General features: G+C 55.8%; 17 protein-coding genes. 12 read left to right on the forward strand and 5 right to left on the reverse strand.

Annotation, left to right across the window (positions count from 1 at the left end):
* The first annotated feature begins 18 nt into the window (after nucleotides 1–18).
* The 5 genes from AUQ42_RS02840 (at nucleotide 19) to AUQ42_RS02860 (ending at nucleotide 7,203) form a co-directional block, all read left to right on the forward strand.
* The gene (locus tag AUQ42_RS02840) at nucleotides 19–660 is read left to right on the forward strand and encodes a protein phosphatase CheZ (RefSeq protein WP_068517456.1); all 642 of its coding nucleotides are present in this window, start codon (nucleotides 19–21) and stop codon (nucleotides 658–660) included.
* An 11-nt stretch (nucleotides 661–671) separates the two neighbouring features.
* A complete protein-coding gene (locus tag AUQ42_RS02845) occupies nucleotides 672–1,556 on the forward strand; it encodes a flagellar motor protein MotB (RefSeq protein WP_082817696.1) in 885 nt (294 codons plus the stop codon).
* Nucleotides 1,556–2,281 (forward strand): flagellar motor protein MotB, encoded by a 726-nt coding sequence (locus AUQ42_RS02850; protein WP_068517457.1) that lies wholly within the window; start codon nucleotides 1,556–1,558, stop codon nucleotides 2,279–2,281. The genes AUQ42_RS02845 and AUQ42_RS02850 overlap by 1 nt, the downstream gene beginning before the upstream one ends.
* A 2-nt stretch (nucleotides 2,282–2,283) precedes the next feature.
* Nucleotides 2,284–5,784 (forward strand): lipopolysaccharide assembly protein LapB, encoded by a 3,501-nt coding sequence (locus AUQ42_RS02855; protein WP_068517458.1) that lies wholly within the window; start codon nucleotides 2,284–2,286, stop codon nucleotides 5,782–5,784.
* A gap of 99 nt (nucleotides 5,785–5,883) precedes the next feature.
* Nucleotides 5,884–7,203: an SEL1-like repeat protein gene (locus AUQ42_RS02860; RefSeq protein WP_068517459.1), complete on the forward strand. Its 1,320-nt coding sequence runs from the start codon at nucleotides 5,884–5,886 to the stop codon at nucleotides 7,201–7,203.
* Between the two features lie 169 nt (nucleotides 7,204–7,372).
* Here AUQ42_RS02860 and fliP read toward each other — a convergent pair whose 3' ends face one another.
* The 5 genes from fliP to csrA form a co-directional block, all read right to left on the reverse strand.
* Entirely contained in the window at nucleotides 7,373–8,080 is a 708-nt protein-coding gene (gene fliP / locus AUQ42_RS02865) for a flagellar type III secretion system pore protein FliP (protein WP_068517636.1), read from the reverse strand.
* 107 nt (nucleotides 8,081–8,187) lie between these two features.
* On the reverse strand, nucleotides 8,188–8,553 hold the full coding sequence (locus AUQ42_RS02870) for a flagellar biosynthetic protein FliO (RefSeq protein WP_068517460.1): 366 nt from the start codon (nucleotides 8,551–8,553) through the stop codon (nucleotides 8,188–8,190).
* A gap of 193 nt (nucleotides 8,554–8,746) precedes the next feature.
* Complete coding sequence (locus tag AUQ42_RS02875) at nucleotides 8,747–9,082, reverse strand: hypothetical protein (RefSeq protein WP_068517461.1); 336 nt, start codon at nucleotides 9,080–9,082, stop codon at nucleotides 8,747–8,749.
* Nucleotides 9,079–9,495 (reverse strand): EscU/YscU/HrcU family type III secretion system export apparatus switch protein, encoded by a 417-nt coding sequence (locus AUQ42_RS02880; protein ID WP_068517462.1) that lies wholly within the window; start codon nucleotides 9,493–9,495, stop codon nucleotides 9,079–9,081. The genes AUQ42_RS02875 and AUQ42_RS02880 overlap by 4 nt, the downstream gene beginning before the upstream one ends.
* A 245-nt stretch (nucleotides 9,496–9,740) precedes the next feature.
* Nucleotides 9,741–10,019 carry a carbon storage regulator CsrA gene (gene csrA, locus AUQ42_RS02885; protein ID WP_068517463.1) on the reverse strand — a complete coding sequence of 93 codons (279 nt, stop codon included), beginning with the start codon at nucleotides 10,017–10,019 and terminating at the stop codon, nucleotides 9,741–9,743.
* A gap of 281 nt (nucleotides 10,020–10,300) precedes the next feature.
* Here csrA and AUQ42_RS02890 point away from each other — a divergent pair, with 281 nt between their 5' ends.
* From AUQ42_RS02890 to AUQ42_RS02920, 7 genes are all read left to right on the forward strand, one after another.
* Nucleotides 10,301–10,702 carry a flagellar basal body protein gene (locus AUQ42_RS02890; RefSeq protein ID WP_068517464.1) on the forward strand — a complete coding sequence of 134 codons (402 nt, stop codon included), beginning with the start codon at nucleotides 10,301–10,303 and terminating at the stop codon, nucleotides 10,700–10,702.
* A 23-nt stretch (nucleotides 10,703–10,725) separates the two neighbouring features.
* On the forward strand, nucleotides 10,726–11,133 hold the full coding sequence (gene flgC / locus AUQ42_RS02895; protein WP_044829525.1) for a flagellar basal body rod protein FlgC: 408 nt from the start codon (nucleotides 10,726–10,728) through the stop codon (nucleotides 11,131–11,133).
* A 46-nt stretch (nucleotides 11,134–11,179) separates the two neighbouring features.
* Nucleotides 11,180–11,506: a flagellar hook-basal body complex protein FliE gene (gene fliE, locus AUQ42_RS02900; protein ID WP_068517465.1), complete on the forward strand. Its 327-nt coding sequence runs from the start codon at nucleotides 11,180–11,182 to the stop codon at nucleotides 11,504–11,506.
* A 166-nt stretch (nucleotides 11,507–11,672) separates the two neighbouring features.
* Complete coding sequence (fliQ, locus tag AUQ42_RS02905) at nucleotides 11,673–11,942, forward strand: flagellar biosynthesis protein FliQ (protein WP_068517466.1); 270 nt, start codon at nucleotides 11,673–11,675, stop codon at nucleotides 11,940–11,942.
* A 47-nt stretch (nucleotides 11,943–11,989) separates the two neighbouring features.
* Nucleotides 11,990–12,754 carry a flagellar biosynthetic protein FliR gene (gene fliR / locus AUQ42_RS02910; protein WP_068517467.1) on the forward strand — a complete coding sequence of 255 codons (765 nt, stop codon included), beginning with the start codon at nucleotides 11,990–11,992 and terminating at the stop codon, nucleotides 12,752–12,754.
* 50 nt (nucleotides 12,755–12,804) lie between these two features.
* Nucleotides 12,805–13,875, forward strand: coding sequence for a flagellar biosynthesis protein FlhB (gene flhB, locus AUQ42_RS02915; RefSeq protein ID WP_068517468.1), 1,071 nt, complete (start codon nucleotides 12,805–12,807; stop codon nucleotides 13,873–13,875).
* A gap of 233 nt (nucleotides 13,876–14,108) precedes the next feature.
* A complete protein-coding gene (locus AUQ42_RS02920; RefSeq protein WP_068517469.1) occupies nucleotides 14,109–16,112 on the forward strand; it encodes a methyl-accepting chemotaxis protein in 2,004 nt (667 codons plus the stop codon).
* Nucleotides 16,113–16,233: the final 121 nt, after the last annotated feature.

A 16,233-nucleotide genomic window follows, 5' to 3' on the forward strand; every position in this document is an offset into this window, starting at 1 on the left:
GTGTCCCGCGATACCGCTATGTCCAAAGCGTCCAAGGACGAACTCCGGAAGTTGCTTAACGATCTTCGTGCGCGCCTTGATGGTGACGATCTGAAGGTCGAGCAACTGTCTGATTTGATGGATCAGCTGTCCCGCTTTATGGGGGATGCGCCGTCCGACGATCAGAAACGTCTGTTTGGTGAACTTGATGAATTGTCGGGCATCATCCGCAAGATGAAGTCCGAAATCGCATCGCTTCGTCCCGATGACATCAAGGCCGAATATATCCCGAACGCCACCGATGAGCTTGATGCCATCGTGGATGCGACGGCCGGCGCCACGCATGAAATCCTTGACGCCATGGATGCGCTGGAAGAATTCGCCACGACCTTGCCGCCCGAACAGGCCAAAGTCGTTACCGATGCGACAATGCGTGTCTATGAAGCCTGTAACTTCCAGGACATCACAGGTCAGCGCACGACCAAGGTGATCAAGGCGCTGAAATCCATCGAAGAACGGGTTGAGGGTCTGGTGACCGCATTTGGCGACGAAATTGCCAAATATGCCGCCGCCAATCCAAAGCAGAAAAAAGAACCGGAAGGCGAAGAAGCATTGCTCAACGGGCCGCAGCTTGAGGGCAAAGGCGTTTCGCAGGCTGACATCGACGCGATGTTCAATTAAGTGGCGTTGACATGGCGGAGATAGAGGACGACGGACCAACACCACCATCCCCCCCTGCGAACGGGGCGGTGGCGCTGTTTCTGGCTCTCTATCTTTTGCTGCTTGCCTTCTTCATTCTGCTCAATACCATTTCGACCTTTGAAGAGGTCAAAACCCGCGAGGTGCAGGAAAGCCTTTCCTCTGCCTTTGCGGCCATCCTGCCACCAACCACCAGCCTGCAAACCGTGACCTCGATCGAAGGTCCGGTTGTTGCCGCCGAGGATGTGCAGGAAAAGCTTGGTCAATTGTTTGAGACTGCCATCAAGGTTGTCCGGGTTGAAGTCATTCAGCCCGGCAAACTGATGGAAATCATCATGCATGTCGATCAGTTGTTTGATCCCAATTCCATTCTGATCCGCGAACGTCAGGCAAGCTTTATGAAACAGCTTGCCGCGGTTCTGGCCGATGACGAAGGCTATGCCTCCTACGAGATGGAAATGGTGATGGGCAGCCAGATCGAATCAAAGGGCGTGATCGAAATCGACAACAATCTTCAGATCGCGCGCGCCGGATCGTTTGCCCGCGAACTGATTGATGTCGGCGCGCCCGAAGATCATCTTTATGTCGGCATTGATCCCGGGGCGGACCCGTTCATTGTCACATTCCGTTTCTTCTGGAATTTCGGCCCGAAAGAGCCGCCAACCCCGATTGAACGCACCAATGCCAATGGCTCGGACCTGCCTGCCGGGTCGGGCAACGGCAACGGTTCGTCAAACGGTGCAGGCAACGGTGTGCCAAGCGGTACACCGGGCCAGATGATGATCCCGCCGAAAATGGCCATTCCGCTGCCGGGCAACAATCAGCCCGCCGTGAACCAGCCTATTCCGCTTGGACCGCAGGCCGGAGGAGGTGGCTGATGAGCGATGAAGTCAAAAAGGATACCGGACCCAACGGGCCACCGGTCTGGATGCTCAGCCTTGCGGATCTGATTTCGCTGCTGCTGACATTCTTTGTGATGCTGTTTGCCATGTCCAAGGTCAAGATCGACCGCTGGGACGAGGTTGTTGATGCGCTGTCGCAAAGCATCAAACCCGCCCCCAAGGAAGAAAATGACGAGCCGATGGCAAGTCTGAACATCCCGCGTGTTTATCGCAAACCGGCGATGAACCTTGATTATCTCAGTGCGGTGATTGACGACGCGATTGATGACAACCCGGTACTTGGCGACGCGCGCATGTCGCGCGATGCCGACAAGCTGGTCATTTCCCTTCCTGGGGATATTCTTTTTGTTTCGGGCAGTTCGGATATGACCCCCAAGGCAAAACAGGCCTTGTTCGTGCTTGGTGGTGTTTTGCGCAATATCGGCAACCGCATTGGTGTGCAGGGCCATACCGATCCGAGACCGCTGAGTGGGCGGGGACAATATGCCTCGAACTGGGAACTGTCACTGGCCCGTGCTGGGGCAGTCGCCAACGAGTTGAAAAGATCGGGCTACACAGATTACATAAATATTTACGGATTTGCGGCATCAAGGTACGACCAGCTTCCGAAGCTGCTTGATGAAGAGGCGCGCTTTGTGATGGCGCGACGCGTTGATATTGTCATCGAGCCGCATGGTGGAAGCGGTATCGGAGGCACGTAAGTATGGCAAAATTTGCCGTGCGCGTCCTGCTGGCGGTTGTAGTCGCGACCACCACGGCAATGTTGTTGCCCGTTAGCGGAATGCGCCCTGCAATGGCCCAGGTAGTGGATCCTGTTATCATCCGCTCCGGGCTGCATAGCGGTTATGGACGAATTGTTCTGCAATGGAACAAGCCGGTCAATTACAGCGCTGAAATCATCGGCAACCAGCTTGTCGTGCGTTTCGACGAACCGCTTGTGGCATCCTTGCGCGGGGTTTTGAACCCGGTTTCAAAATATGTTTCGGACGGCTTTTTTGATCCGGATGGCCGAACCGTCGCCTTTGTGCTGAGTGACGATTACGAAGTGCGCGCCTTTAATGTTGGCAGCAACGTCGTGCTCGATATTCTTGACAAGCCGCAGGCTGCTCCCGCTCCGGCCCCCACACCGCCAACCCGGCCCGCTTCAGATCAAACACCGCAAATCACACCGGCCCCGGTCAGCCCGGTTGAAACCGTTGCGACCGAAAATACGGCACCGGCGGCATCAGATGCGGCGGCGAACCTTCTTGATGTGCGGGTCGGCCGCCATCCGACATTTTACCGGCTGGTATTTGACTGGCCGAACCGGACTGATTACGCCCTTGATGGCGATCAGGGGGCGCAAACCATTGCCTTTGACGCCCCGGCACGGATTGATGCGACCGGTTTGTCACGCCGTCTGCCCGAAGGGGTCCGCATCCGTCAGGCGGCCACCAACCCGCTTGATGTTGTGATTGAAACAAATCCGGCCCGCCCACTGCGCCATTTCCGGTCGGGTAACAAGGTTGTGGTTGATATCATGGGTGCGCAGCGCGCCCCGGCGGCAGAAACGGCACAGACGCGTCAGACAAACCAGACGCGCGGCAATAACGCCACGACCGGGACGGATGCGCCAGCTGCCCCTGCCGCACCAAACGCACCGGCACCACAAACCGCCACCCAAACCGCCTCAGAGAACGCGACAGGGACCGGCACAGCCGCATCAGACGCCGCCGAAACGCCTGATACGCCTGCGGCACAGGCAGCCGATGCGGCACAGACGCCAACCCCGGGCGCAAATGGCGAACCACAACAACAGGCAAGCATTGGCGACCTGTCGGTAACGGTCGAGCAGACGACAACGGAAATGACCCTTGGCTTCCCGTTCGGGCAGCAGGGTGGGGCGGCTGTCTGGTCGCGCGCCGGGTTCCTGTGGATGGCCTTTGATGTGCGGGCAAATCTTGATCTTGATACCGTCCGTCAGGAAGCCGCCCAGATCATCGGCGTGATCGAACAGATCGACAGCCCCTATGCCACGGTATTGCGCATGACCATCCCTGACGGGATTGGCCTTTATACGACACGAACCCCGACCGGGGACTGGCGCGTGACCCTGCAACAGGGCACCATGCAGCCGGTTGAAAAACTTGGCCCGTCGATCGAACTTGATGACCAGACCCGGGCGCGCCTGATTGTGCCGCTTGAAGATGTCGGGCCGATCATTCCGATCGATGATCCCGAAGTCGGCGATACCTTGCGGGTCGTGACCACCACGCAATCAGGTTACGGCATTGAAGTTGCCCTGCGCTATCCGGAATTCGAAGTCCTGCCATCGGTGCAGGGCGTGGTCGTTGCGCCGATGAATGAAAGTGTCCAGGTTGCCGATCGCGACGATGGGCAGGCGGTTATTGTGACCGCGGCCGATGGTTTGAACATTTCGCCCGAAGGCGCACGGTTGCTGGCATCGGCCACCGGGGTCCGCGCCAGCACGGGTGACGGGCGCGAAGGTCTGATCTTTGATCTGGATACGTGGCGCCGGGGCGGACTTGACAATTTCAATAAATCGATCCGCAAGTTGCGCCGTGAAATTGCAGAAAGCGGGGATGAACACCGCAACAAGGCCCGGCTTGATCTGGCGCAGTATTACATGGCCAATGGCCTTGGTCCCGAGGCCGACGCGGTTGTATCGGCCATGGAAGGCGACGATCCGCTGATTGCCCAGAAATTGCAGTTCCGCGCCCTTAAGGCCGCGGTCAAGTTCCTGGATCGCGATTATGCCGAAGCGGCCCGGTTGCTTGAGGACGAGCGCCTGCGTGCCATTCCGGAAATGAAGCTGTGGCGGGCGGTGACCCTTGCGGCCCTTGGTCGTCCCAACGAAGGGGCGCGGGACCTGCTTGAAAGTTTCCATATTCTTGATTTCTATCCGCCGGAATTGCTGTCGCGGCTGGGACCGCTTGCGACCGAGCAGGCGCTTATTGTCGGCAACCCGGATGCGGGTATGGATCTGATTGAAAAGATGCTGGTGACCGACGGGCTGTCAGAATCCAAAATCATGGATGTGCAGTATCTCAAGGGGTTCTTCGAAGAAGAAGCCGGCGAACTTGAACAGGCGGTCGCGACTTGGGATCAGGTGGCCGAAGGCGACAACCGCAAAGCCCGCGCCCATGCGATCTTTGACCGCACGGAATTGCTGATGCGCTTGCAGCGCCTGACGGTGGAAGACGCGATTGAACAGCTTCAGCAACTGCGTTTTGCATGGCGTGGTGACGGGTTCGAGATGGCGTTGCTCAAACGGATTGGTGAACTTCAGATCGAGAACAAGGATTTCCGCGACGGGCTGAATACGCTTCGTCAGGTGGCGATCTTCTTCCCGAACAAGCCGGTCGCGGCCGAGGCCACCGACCTGATGCACAAGACGTTTGAAAATCTGTACCTTGGCGAGGACATCAACAATATCTCGGCGATCAAGGCGGTTGCCCTGTATGACGAGTTCCGCGAACTGACCCCGGCTGGCGACAAGGGCGATGAACTGATCCGGCGTCTTGCCGATCGCATGGTGGATGTCGAACTGTTTGAGCGCGCCGAAAGCCTTCTGGAACATCAGGTCGATTTCCGCCTTCAGGGGGTGGAAAAGGCCCGCGTGGGTGCACGCCTTGGTCTTGTCTATCTGCTTGACAGCAAACCCGAAGAAACCATTCGCGTCATTGATAACACCGACGATCCGGCGATATCCGAAGAACTGGCAACCCAGCGCCGCCATCTTAAGGCGCGTGCCTTGCTTGATACCGATCGCGGGGCAGAGGCCATCGCATCGCTTGACGGTGATTTTTCCAAGAATGCGGAATTGCTCCGCGTCGATTATTACCGCCAGACCCGCGACTATATGTCGGCGGCCGAAACCTTCCAGCGTCTGGTTGGTGATGATGAAAAAAGCCCGACCGGCGAAATCAATGATGAACGGGCGCGCTATCTTTTGAACTGGGCGGTCAACCTTGCCATGGCAGGGCAGGAACGCACGCTTAACATGCTTAAACGCCGCTATGGCGAAGGCATGGCACAAAGCCCGTTTGCCGAAGCATTCAACCTGATTACGTCATCACCAACGCAGGGGTTGATTGACTATCGCACCCTTGCCGACAAGGTGGATGAGGTCGAAAACTTCCAGGGCTTCCTTGCGACCTATCGCGATCAGTTGGAAAAGTCGCAGCTTAGTGCTATAAATTAACGTTCGATAAATCTGTAACGTGGGTGAGCTTCGCCAAACTGTGGAGTTTGCGCCCGTTTTCTGCTGGTTTGAACGTGTGATTGCGAGTGTCGTGCTGTGATGGATCGTGCTCTTAAAATGGTCTATTACGATGAGGCGAATGTCGAAAAGGACATTTTCGCGCAGCTTTCGCTTGCCCAAAAGCATTTTCAGGGCGATGGCATGCCGCGTGACGAGTCCGCGACCCGTCGTATTCTTGACCAGATTCACCGTCAAAGCCGTGCGTTTGCCGCCGTTTGCTATGGCTATATGCGCAGCAAGGGACTCGGGGTTTCCGAAGACCTTGGCGAAGGCCAGCAATGGTACCGCGAAGCGGCTTATTGGTTCCACGAAGAAGCATCATCGGGCGAACCGATTTCGGCCAACAATCTTGGCTATCTCTATGCCAAAGGCCTTGGTGTTCAGGAAAATGCCGAGACCGCCGCGCACTGGTTCGAAGAAGCTATCGAATACGGATCGGTTGCAGCCCTTTATAATCTTGGTGTTTGCTATCTCAATGGCTGGGGCGTTGCCCAGGATGATGAAAAGGCCATCGAATATTTCGAGCGCGCAAGCGATCTGAACGATCCGTCCGCGGCCAGTGTTCTTGCCTATCTTTATCTTGAAGGGCGCGGTGTGAACCGTGATCCGGCCAAGTCATTTGAATTCAACATGCGTGCCGCCCGTGCCGGCAGCATCGAAGCCGCATCCGCCCTTGGCTATGCGCTGGGGGTCGGGCTTGGTGCGGAACGCAATATTGCCGAAAGCATCAGCTGGTTTGAACTGGCCGCAAGCGAAGGCGATGCCTATGCGCAGGCCAATCTTGCGATGTATTTCTGTCATTCCCCGGAACTGAAACTGTTCAACCGGGGCTGGACGATGTTGATGAATGCCTGTGATCAGGGCGATGCATCTGCGAAATATCAGATGACGCAAATCCTGATCTTTGGGGTGCCGCATCGCGAACCCGATTATGCCAGTGCGCTTGATCTTGCCATGGATCTTGCAGAACTTGGCCATCCGGGCGGCTATCACCTGATCGGGGTCATGTATGAACATGGCCTTGGTGTGCCGGTTGATATGGCGCGATCTGCAAGCTGGTATGAACGTGCCGCGCGTAAGGGATCGTCGAATGGTCAGGCCGCACTTGGTCGGCTTTATGCGATCGGAAGCGGTGTCGAGCAGGATAATATTCTGGCGTATTACTGGCTGCGCATGTCCTCACCGACCGAAGGCAGTCAGGCCCAGCGTGAAATGGGGGCGATCCATGCCCGCATGACCGAACGCGAACGCCAGATCGCCGAAAAGTTTGTTGCCGACAACCCGGGGCCGCGCCGGGGCAGCTTTGGCCTGAAGCCGCTTGAACAGGATGTGTTCAAGGCTGCAAAACGGCGGTCCTGACAGGTTTCGCACATTGCCATTGTGTGCACCCCCATCTGGCAAAAGCCGGAGTGCCTGAGTCTAGGGAACCAATGGGCAAAGCCCGCAAAAAAGCCGCCAGCTTGTGCTTGGCGGCTTTTATAATTCCGGTGTCTTGTCTTGTCTGTGGTTGGCAGGGGCTATGCGCCCGCTAACGGCCGAAACTTTCGACCAGTGATCCGGCAATCAGATACCAGCCATCAACCATCACAAAGAAAATCAGCTTGAAGGGCAGGGAAATGATGACCGGGGGCAACATCATCATGCCCATCGACATCAGGATACTGGCCACCACCATGTCGATGATCAGGAACGGAATGAATAAAAGGAAGCCGATTTCAAAGGCGCGACGCAATTCACTGATCATGAAGGCCGGGATCAGCGACCGCAACGGAATGGTTTCGGGTGTCGTAACTTCAACCCCGGCCAGATTGACAAACAGCTGAAGATCGCGTTCGCGGACCTGGGTCATCATGAAATCATGAACCGGTTTGACAGAACGTTCGAACCCTTCGAATTCGTCAATATTGCCATTGATCATCGGTTCCAGCCCCTCGTCCCAGACGCGTTCAAGGGTCGGCATCATGATGAACAGGGTCAAAAACATCGCCAGACTGATCAGAACCTGGTTGGGCGGGGATTGCTGAATACCCAATGCCGTTCTGAGCAAACTCAGGACCACGATGATACGGGTAAAGGACGTCACCATCATCAGGATGGCCGGGGCGATGCTCAGAACCGTGATCAGGCCGATCAGCTGGATCAAGCGCCCGGAGGATGTAACCCCCGGTCCATCGCCCAGATCAAAATTGAATGTCTGGGCCTGAACCGTGTCGCCACCGGCAAGCAATGCGATCATGGGGATCAGTGACCAGATCGCACATAACGTCAACCAGCGCGGCGCGCGCCATCCGGTTTTGGCCGGACGCGGGGCGGGGGGTGACGGGGAATGTTGCTCGGTGCGGCTCATGCAGGGTTTTTCCTGTCGTTGGGATCGGAATCCTGTGTGCTGTTGCTGTCGGTGGTGTGATCGGGGGCTATGTCGCTATCAATCAGATCGACAAAATGTGTGCCGATATTGCGTTCAATCACAGTATCGCCCTGCGGACCAAGCATCACCAGATGTTCGGTGTCATCACGCCGCAACAGAACCAGTCGTCTTTTGGTATCAACGGGAACAACTTCGACCACCGAAAGCCGGCGCTTTGCCCCGCGCCGGTTGATGTTACGCGCACCGGGGATGATGCGCCGCGCCACCAGCGCGAATATACCGATGATCCCCAGCACAAACACCAGGGCGGCAACAAACCGGTAATAGGCGCTTAATTCCATTAGGTATCTTTCCCCGTCAACACCCTGTAAAGGCCATCAGGCCCGACAGCCGGGCCAATCATGACCATTGGCTGCCTTTGATCATTCTGTTTACCGTGCCCCTTGCACGCAGGCAAGTTGCCATCGGCACAAATGGCTTGGCCGGGCCGTTTGAAATCAGTCCTTTGGCGGACTTTTCCCGGCCTGATAGCGGTTATTTCGTGCGTGCAGCCTGTGCATAGGCATTTGTTGCCTGTGCGGTATTGCTGATGCCGCGCAGCTGACGTTGAATATCGGAATATTCCTGCTGCATGTTGCTTTCGAGCTGGCCCAGTTCATCGGTCAGAGCCGCCAGCAACGGGGCAATTTCACGGCGTTGCTCGGTTCCCATCGCGCGGGCCTGATCACACAGATCGGCAATCCGGTGTTCAAGGGCCGAAAGTTCGACAACCTTGCCGTCTTCCAGATAACGCTGCCCGGTCCGGATCAGGGACAGAACGCGCTTGAGATCTTTCTTGAACTGATCGGGCTTGAATTGTTCAGGGCTCATGATTGGCCTTCCCCGTTGCGATCAAATGATGTCGTTGCCGCGACCTCGTCTTTCGGCTCGGTCTGGCTGCGTGACGAACCACCGTAAATGCGGTTGATCCGGTAAATATAGTTCAGAATTTCCGCGACCGCGGCAAAGGCCTCCAGCGGGATTTCGCTGTCGACATCCACGGCCATCAGAATTTCCGTCAGATCCGTATCCTTGCGGACCTTGATCCCGTTGGCAAAGGCGACTTGCAAAATCTGTTCCGCAACGCTGCCTTCGCCCTTGGCACTTAATATGGGGGCATTGTCACGCCCATGGGCATACCGAAGTGCGACGGCCTTCTGGCCGTGCTCGCCCGGTGCGGCAAGATTTTCCGTCTTGCTTGCCGGTGTATCGGTAATGTCATAGGTGGGCTTTTTCCCGCTCATAAGGCCCTTCAATTCAGGACACAGGTGCCTGGCTGTCATGATCAAGCGTCGACCATAGATCAAAGATGGTCAACAAATCGTTGTCGGCACAGCAGATCGCCAGCCACAACAAAATCAGTGATAAATGCCAAATGAGAGCGAGATGAAGGTCAATATCCGGGCTACCTGCCTGGAAGATGACGGTGCCTGAAATCAGGCGATATGTTTGTCTTGCGCGCCGGACATCCCGGCATTGCGTGGATTAATCAGCTGTTACCAACATTCTCGTCGGTATCTGATTCCTTGTCGCTGCTGCCCTTGGCAGGACTGTTTGATCCTCCGAGATGGCGGATGATGTCTTCGCTGACCGCAGCCGAACGGTTTTCTTCCTGAATACGGTCATAAAGTTCGCGTCGAAGAACCTGAACATCTTCGGGGAAAGTAAAGCCAAGCTTGACGGTCTTGCCACGGACCTCAACGACGGTGACTTCGATATTGTCGTCAATGACAACGGAGTCGCCGACTTTTCGTGTGAGATAGAGCATACAGTGTCCCGGTTTCGATAGATGGCAACCTCAATTTGCCAGATCGGTCACAATATGCCTGCTTTCAAACGCGGGGTCTAGTACCCGCCGTCAATTGCCCGCAATCCGGGGGATTTCAAAGCTCTTTCATTCTTTGGCACGCTTCATGCATTTCATTTGGCAGGATCATCAGGGGCGGCAAAATCAACCGTCCGGGCGATCCGGCCCCGATCAGGGCGATGGCGTTAACGTCGGCTTTACCCGCGCGATCAATACTCGAAAGCGCAGACAAGGAGCAGGAAATGGATATCGGCAAACTTGGCATGTTCGCCAATCTCAAGGAAAAGATGGACTGGCTCACCCAGCGCCAGGAAGTCATTGCGCAGAATATCGCCAACTCCGATACGCCGAACTACCGCGCCAATGATCTCAAGAAATTCGATCCGGACAATATCGGCCGTGACCGCCAGTTCATTCTGGCCATGCAGGCGACCACGCCGGGCCACAGCCAGGGTCTGAACAAACCGCAGAACTTCAAGGACGAGGAAGTGCGCAAGAACTACGAAGTCGCACCGGGCAAAAACGCCGTCATCCTTGAAGAACAGATGGTCAAGATGAACGAGAACCAGGTCGATTATCAGACCATGACTCGTCTGTATGCCAAACAGAAATCAATGTTCATTTCGGCCCTTGGCCGCGTGTAATCCAAGCATAGAGAGTTAGAAACATGGAACTTTACAAGGCTTTCAAAATCTCTGCTGCTGGCATGCGTGCCCAGGGTACCCGTCTGCGCATTGCTGCGGAAAACGTTGCCAACGCCGACAGCCTTCCGACCGCGCCGGGCCAGGACCCGTACCGCCGCAAGCTTCTGACGTTCAAGAATGTCATGGACCGCGAAGTCGGTGTTGAAATGGTCAAGGTCAATAAGGTAATGCCAGACCGTTCCGATTTTGGTATGAAATACGAACCAAGCCATCCGGCAGCCAACGATCAGGGCTATGTTCAGACCCCGAATGTTGAAACGCTTGTCGAAATGATGGATATGCGCGAAGCCCAGCGGTCTTATGAGGCCAACCTCAATGTGATCCAGTCATCGCGCAGCATGTTGCTCAAGACCCTTGATATTCTGCAGTAAGCACGCGATATCAAGCAGGACTGAAGAAGTTTAAGGATTGATACCCATGGTCTCCAGCTTCAACGATGCCATTTCTGCCTACCGCAATGCGGCTGCGGGCAAGACCAATACCGTTGCGGAAACCGTAACCGGCACCGGCACGAAGGTGAACCCGGGGGAAAGTTTTGCCGACATGGTGCGCGGTGCGGCACATGATGCCCACGCAACCATGGTCAATAGCGAACAGATGACCCAGAAGGCCATTACCGGGGATGCGGAACTTCATGAAGTGGTGACCGCCGTTTCGGCCGCCGAAGTCACCCTGCGCACGGTGGTCTCGGTCCGTGACAAGGCTGTAGAAGCATATCAGAGCATCCTGAACATGCCGGTCTGATCCCTGTGATCCCGGCCTGATAACGAAACCGCACGTCATTCGTGCGGTTTTTTGTTTGCCGATACCGGTTTGCCGATCAGGAAATCATGGCAATGGCCTTGCCAAATCCTGTATGAATAACAGTGGTACTTCAAGGTACTGCGTGAATGTGAAGGCGGGAAGACCAATGGATCAAGCTGAAATCATGGATGTGGCCTATGATGCAGTATGGACGCTGCTGAAGGTGACCACACCGCTGATGTTGATTGCGCTTGGGGTTGGTCTGATCATCGCGCTGTTTCAGGCCCTGACACAGATTCAGGAAATGACCCTGACCTTCGTTCCGAAAATCCTTGTGATTTTCATTGCACTTCTGGTGTTGCTGCCCTGGATGATTACGGAAATGACCGAATTCATGGGGCGTATGGTGGACCATTTCATTGGCCTGCCCAATTAGCGGCGAAACGCCGGGCTGACGCGTTGATGTAAGGCGGTCGAAGACATATGGATCTTCAGGAGCTTCTTACTCTTAATGTCTATGTTGTCCTGATGGCATTTGCCAGGGTCGGGGCTGCCTTTGCCTTTATGCCGGGCATCGGGGCACGCACGGTTCCGGCGCGCGCACGGCTGATTTTTGCCTTTTGGGTTGCGGTGGTCATCTCGCCGCTGGCAGGGCCGCTTTTCCCGCCGCAACCGGCCGATGCGCCGTCGCTTTTGCTGTTTATCGGCTATGAGGTTACGGTGGGCTTGTTCTTTGGCCTGTTTGGTCAGGTCATGATGGCCGGGCTTCAGACTGCCGGGTCGATCATTGCCTATTTGTCATCAATGGCAAACGCCTTTACCGCCGATCCATTATCGGGGGCGCAAAGTGCGGTAACCGGCAATTTCCTGATGCAGGTCGGGCTGGTTTTGCTGTTTGCGACCGGGATGGATCATCTGATGATCCAGGCGGTTTTTGAAAGCTATTCACTGTTTCCGCCGGGCGGGGTGCTGCCGGTCGGGGATATGAGCGAATTTTTCGCCAATGCACTCAATGACAGTTTCATCATCGCCGCCCAGTTATCCGCGCCGTTTCTGATTGTGGCGATCTGCTTGCAGATTGCGCTCGGCTTGCTGAACAAGCTGATGCCGCAATTGCCGGTATTCTTTGTGGCCATGCCGATTCAGATCGCGCTGGCCTTGCTTCTGTTGACCTTGGCCCTGCCATCCATGATGATGGTCTATCTCGGTTATTTCGAGAACGGGCTTGAGGCGTTTCTCAATCCCTAGGGCGGTGCCGCGCAGCAAAGCGCAACTGTCCGCCAAGCACGGGTTAGCCAATGGCAGAAGAAGACGACAGCCAAAAGACAGAAGACCCCACAAGTAAAAAGCTTGAGGATGCCCGAAAAAAGGGTCAGGTGCCGGTTTCCAAGGAAGTCGGCAACTTCATGCTGTTGTTTGGTGGTGGTCTTGTCACGGTGATGATGGGCCCGACCATGGCCGAAAGCGTCCGTGATCTTGCCGTCGGTTTTATCGAACATCCGCACATGTATGATGTGTCCGATGCCGGGCTGCCTCTTTTGTTCAAGGATATCATTATCGGTATGCTCTGGGTGCTGGGCATTCCGTTTGTGTTGCTGGTGTTTTTTGCCGCGGCCGGGCATCTGGTGCAAAACGGCATCGTTGTTGCGGTTGAACGTATCGAACCCAAACCCGACAAGCTCAATCCCCTGAACGGGTTGAAAAACCAGTTTTCTCTCAAGACGCTGGTCGAATTTGCCAAGAATGTCAGCAAGATCGTTCTGGTCGGGGTGGTTCTGGCACTGGTCATCATGCCCGAAATGCTTGATATCGAGCTCTATCCCCAAATGTCGCTGGGTCTGACCCTTGAACGACTTTACGACATGATCGTGATCCTGCTGATCGCGACGATTTCACTGACGGCGGTGATTGCCGGGCTCGATTTCGCCTATCAGCGATACGAGTTCAACAAACAGATGAAAATGTCCAAGCAGGAGATCAAGGACGAATACAAACAGACCGAAGGCAGCCCGGAAATCAAGGCAAAGGTCCGCCAGATCAGGATGGAGCGCGCCCAGCAGCGCATGATGTCAAACGTTCCCAAGGCTGACGTCGTGATCACCAACCCGACGCACTATGCGGTGGCACTTCAATATGATGTTGGTGCGATGGCCGCCCCGGTCTGTGTCGCCAAGGGCCAGGACAATATCGCGCTTAAAATCCGCGAGGTTGCCGAAGAACACAACATCACCATCATGGAAAACCCGCCGGTCGCGCGTGCCCTGTTTGCTACCGTCGAGGTCGATCAGGAAATCCCGCCTGAACATTACAAGGCGGTGGCCGAAATCATTTCGTTCGTGTTCCGCCAAAAAGGCAAGAAGCTGGGCTAAGACCATCCGGCCGACCGGCGTGCTGCCGGTTTCTTTCAGCTGCCTGTCATCTTTTTCCCCTAGAAAAGCCGTTTGAAATTCCAGTCCGCGACGATCCAGATCAACCCGGTTGGCAGATCAGCGGTGTAGTTTGAAAAATAGAGTTCCCTTTGCTTCGTACAGATACTATACGAATGGCGAGGGGTGCTGTCCTTCTGTGTGGGGGCAGCAATGGGATTTACGGGGATTATTTCATGAAATTAAGGATTGCCGGGCAAATTGCCCTGTCGAACGCGATCATTGTGGTCATGCTGATCGTGGTCGCTGTCGGTATAGGGGTGGTGAACTCGGATGGCAGCAAGGCAACGCACGAAGCCGCCGAAATCGGGGTTGTCGCCAGTACCGATATTCCGCGCCTGATCAAAAGCATCGAAGGTGCGCGTTATAATGTGATCCAGGTTCAGCAATGGCTGACCGATATTTCGGCCACACGCGGACTTGATGGGCTGAATGACGGCTTTGACGAAGCCGAGGCCGCGGCAAAGGGATTGACTGAAAACCTTGCAACCGCAAAGTCGCTTGCCGGCAAACTGGGGCAGTCCGAACTTCTGAGTTCGCTTAAGGCCGTTGATGCCGCCTTCCCGGCATATTACGCCGCAGGCAAGAAAATGGCGCAGGGCTACATTGATGGTGGCCCGGAAGTCGGCAACAAGATGATGGCGAATTTCGACGCCGAAGCGGCAAAACTTGCCGCAGCCCTGGAAGTGGCAGTCGAAAACACCGATGCCTATGCGATTTCGGTCGAGACCGAACTGGTCGACAAGCTGGTGGCCCTGGATGAAAGCGTTCAGTCGATCTTCTGGCTGACGACCGGGGTGACGATTGCATCGATCGTGATCTGTGCGCTGATTGCCTGGGTAATGCATCGCCGGATTTCCAAGCCGGTCGCCGAAAGTGTCGGCATTCTGGCCAAGCTTGCCGATGGCAATTACGACCTGAAACTTCAGAAATCCGACCGCGGTGATGAAATCGGCGATCTTGTGCGGGTGATGCACATCTTCCGCGAGACCGGCGTGAATAACATCAAGATGCGCGAACAGCAGGAAGCCGACCGGAAAGAAGCCGAAAAACAGCGTCAGAAATCCCTGATGCAGATGGCTGAACGCGTCGAAAGCGAAACCCGTCGCGTTGTCGATACCATTTCGGGGCAGACCAACGAACTGGCCGATGCGGCACAGCGCATGTCGACATCTGCCGATCTGGTGCAGGGCAATTCTGAAACCGTGGCGTCGGCCTCAACCCAGGCACTGGCAACGGTCGAAGCTGTCGCTGGCGCGGGCGAGGAGCTTAATTCGTCGCTGGGTGAAATCAACAGCCAGATCGCGCGCGCCAACCGTGTCAGCGAAGACGCCGTCGAGGCAAGCCGATCAACCGAAAGCACGGTTTCCCAACTGGCCGAAAGCGTCCGTGGCATTGGCGAGGTGGTCGAACTTATTTCCGGAATCGCCGAACAGACCAACCTGCTGGCTCTTAATGCTACGATCGAGGCTGCGCGCGCCGGAGATGCGGGCAAGGGCTTTGCCGTGGTGGCCCAGGAAGTCAAAAACCTGGCGACCCAGACCAGCCGGTCAACCGATGAGATCACCCGTCAGATCGCGGAAATTCAGTCAGTTACCGATTCTGCGGTGCATGCGGTGGCAACGATTGCCGAAAAAATCCACGAAATGGACGAAGTATCGACAGCAATCGCAGCCGCGGTCGAAGAACAAAGTGCCGCTACGGGCGAAATTGCCCGAAATGTTAGTGAAACGGCCGCCGCGTCGCGCGAAGTTTCCCTGCGCATCAGTGAAGTTTCAAGCGAGGCATCGGAAACCGGCCGAATGGCCGCCGAGGTCGGAACACTTGCCGATCAGGTTGCTGGGGCTGTGCGTGACTTGCGGCTTGTTCTGGTCGAAGTCGTTCGTACATCGACATCCGATGTTGATCGCCGCCGGTCAAAACGCCATCGCACCGCGATCGAGGTCGCGGTACGCCAAGGCAGCAATTCTTGCCGTGTGCGTCTTGAAAACGTCTCGGAAAAGGGGGCGTTGCTCCATACCGATGAAAACTTCGCCAAAAGCAGCAGGATCGAACTTGATCTTCCCGGGATTCCGGGGCCGGTTCGGGCAATTGTGCGAAATGTCGGGGATGGCAATGTCAGCGTTGAATTCGATGGCACCACACTTGACGAGGCACAGATCAAACGGCTGGCCCGCTAGGCGCATGATCTGGCCGGGCTTGAAACAGCCTGTTTGCCGAACAATCTGAACAAAAGGCAGGGCCGGAAACGGTTCCTGCCTTTTTGCCGATGGCAGTCCGCACAGGGTGTCTTTTATGGTC

The sequence above is a fragment of the Thalassospira sp. MCCC 1A02491 genome, from assembly GCF_001613785.1.
GTDB lineage: Bacteria > Pseudomonadota > Alphaproteobacteria > Rhodospirillales > Thalassospiraceae > Thalassospira > Thalassospira povalilytica.

Excerpts from the sequence above, each read along its gene's own strand:
- AUQ42_RS02840 (WP_068517456.1), top strand. The coding sequence starts at position 19 with ATGTCCAAAGCGTCCAAGGACGAACTCCGGAAGTTGCTTAACGATCTT.
- AUQ42_RS02845 (WP_082817696.1), top strand. The coding sequence starts at position 672 with ATGGCGGAGATAGAGGACGACGGACCAACACCACCATCCCCCCCTGCG.
- AUQ42_RS02850 (WP_068517457.1), top strand. The coding sequence starts at position 1,556 with ATGAGCGATGAAGTCAAAAAGGATACCGGACCCAACGGGCCACCGGTC.
- AUQ42_RS02855 (WP_068517458.1), top strand. The coding sequence starts at position 2,284 with ATGGCAAAATTTGCCGTGCGCGTCCTGCTGGCGGTTGTAGTCGCGACC.
- AUQ42_RS02860 (WP_068517459.1), top strand. The coding sequence starts at position 5,884 with ATGGATCGTGCTCTTAAAATGGTCTATTACGATGAGGCGAATGTCGAA.
- fliP (WP_068517636.1), bottom strand. The coding sequence starts at position 8,080 with ATGATCGCATTGCTTGCCGGTGGCGACACGGTTCAGGCCCAGACATTC.
- AUQ42_RS02870 (WP_068517460.1), bottom strand. The coding sequence starts at position 8,553 with ATGGAATTAAGCGCCTATTACCGGTTTGTTGCCGCCCTGGTGTTTGTG.
- AUQ42_RS02875 (WP_068517461.1), bottom strand. The coding sequence starts at position 9,082 with ATGAGCCCTGAACAATTCAAGCCCGATCAGTTCAAGAAAGATCTCAAG.
- AUQ42_RS02880 (WP_068517462.1), bottom strand. The coding sequence starts at position 9,495 with ATGAGCGGGAAAAAGCCCACCTATGACATTACCGATACACCGGCAAGC.
- csrA (WP_068517463.1), bottom strand. The coding sequence starts at position 10,019 with ATGCTCTATCTCACACGAAAAGTCGGCGACTCCGTTGTCATTGACGAC.
- AUQ42_RS02890 (WP_068517464.1), top strand. The coding sequence starts at position 10,301 with ATGGATATCGGCAAACTTGGCATGTTCGCCAATCTCAAGGAAAAGATG.
- flgC (WP_044829525.1), top strand. The coding sequence starts at position 10,726 with ATGGAACTTTACAAGGCTTTCAAAATCTCTGCTGCTGGCATGCGTGCC.
- fliE (WP_068517465.1), top strand. The coding sequence starts at position 11,180 with ATGGTCTCCAGCTTCAACGATGCCATTTCTGCCTACCGCAATGCGGCT.
- fliQ (WP_068517466.1), top strand. The coding sequence starts at position 11,673 with ATGGATCAAGCTGAAATCATGGATGTGGCCTATGATGCAGTATGGACG.
- fliR (WP_068517467.1), top strand. The coding sequence starts at position 11,990 with ATGGATCTTCAGGAGCTTCTTACTCTTAATGTCTATGTTGTCCTGATG.
- flhB (WP_068517468.1), top strand. The coding sequence starts at position 12,805 with ATGGCAGAAGAAGACGACAGCCAAAAGACAGAAGACCCCACAAGTAAA.
- AUQ42_RS02920 (WP_068517469.1), top strand. The coding sequence starts at position 14,109 with ATGAAATTAAGGATTGCCGGGCAAATTGCCCTGTCGAACGCGATCATT.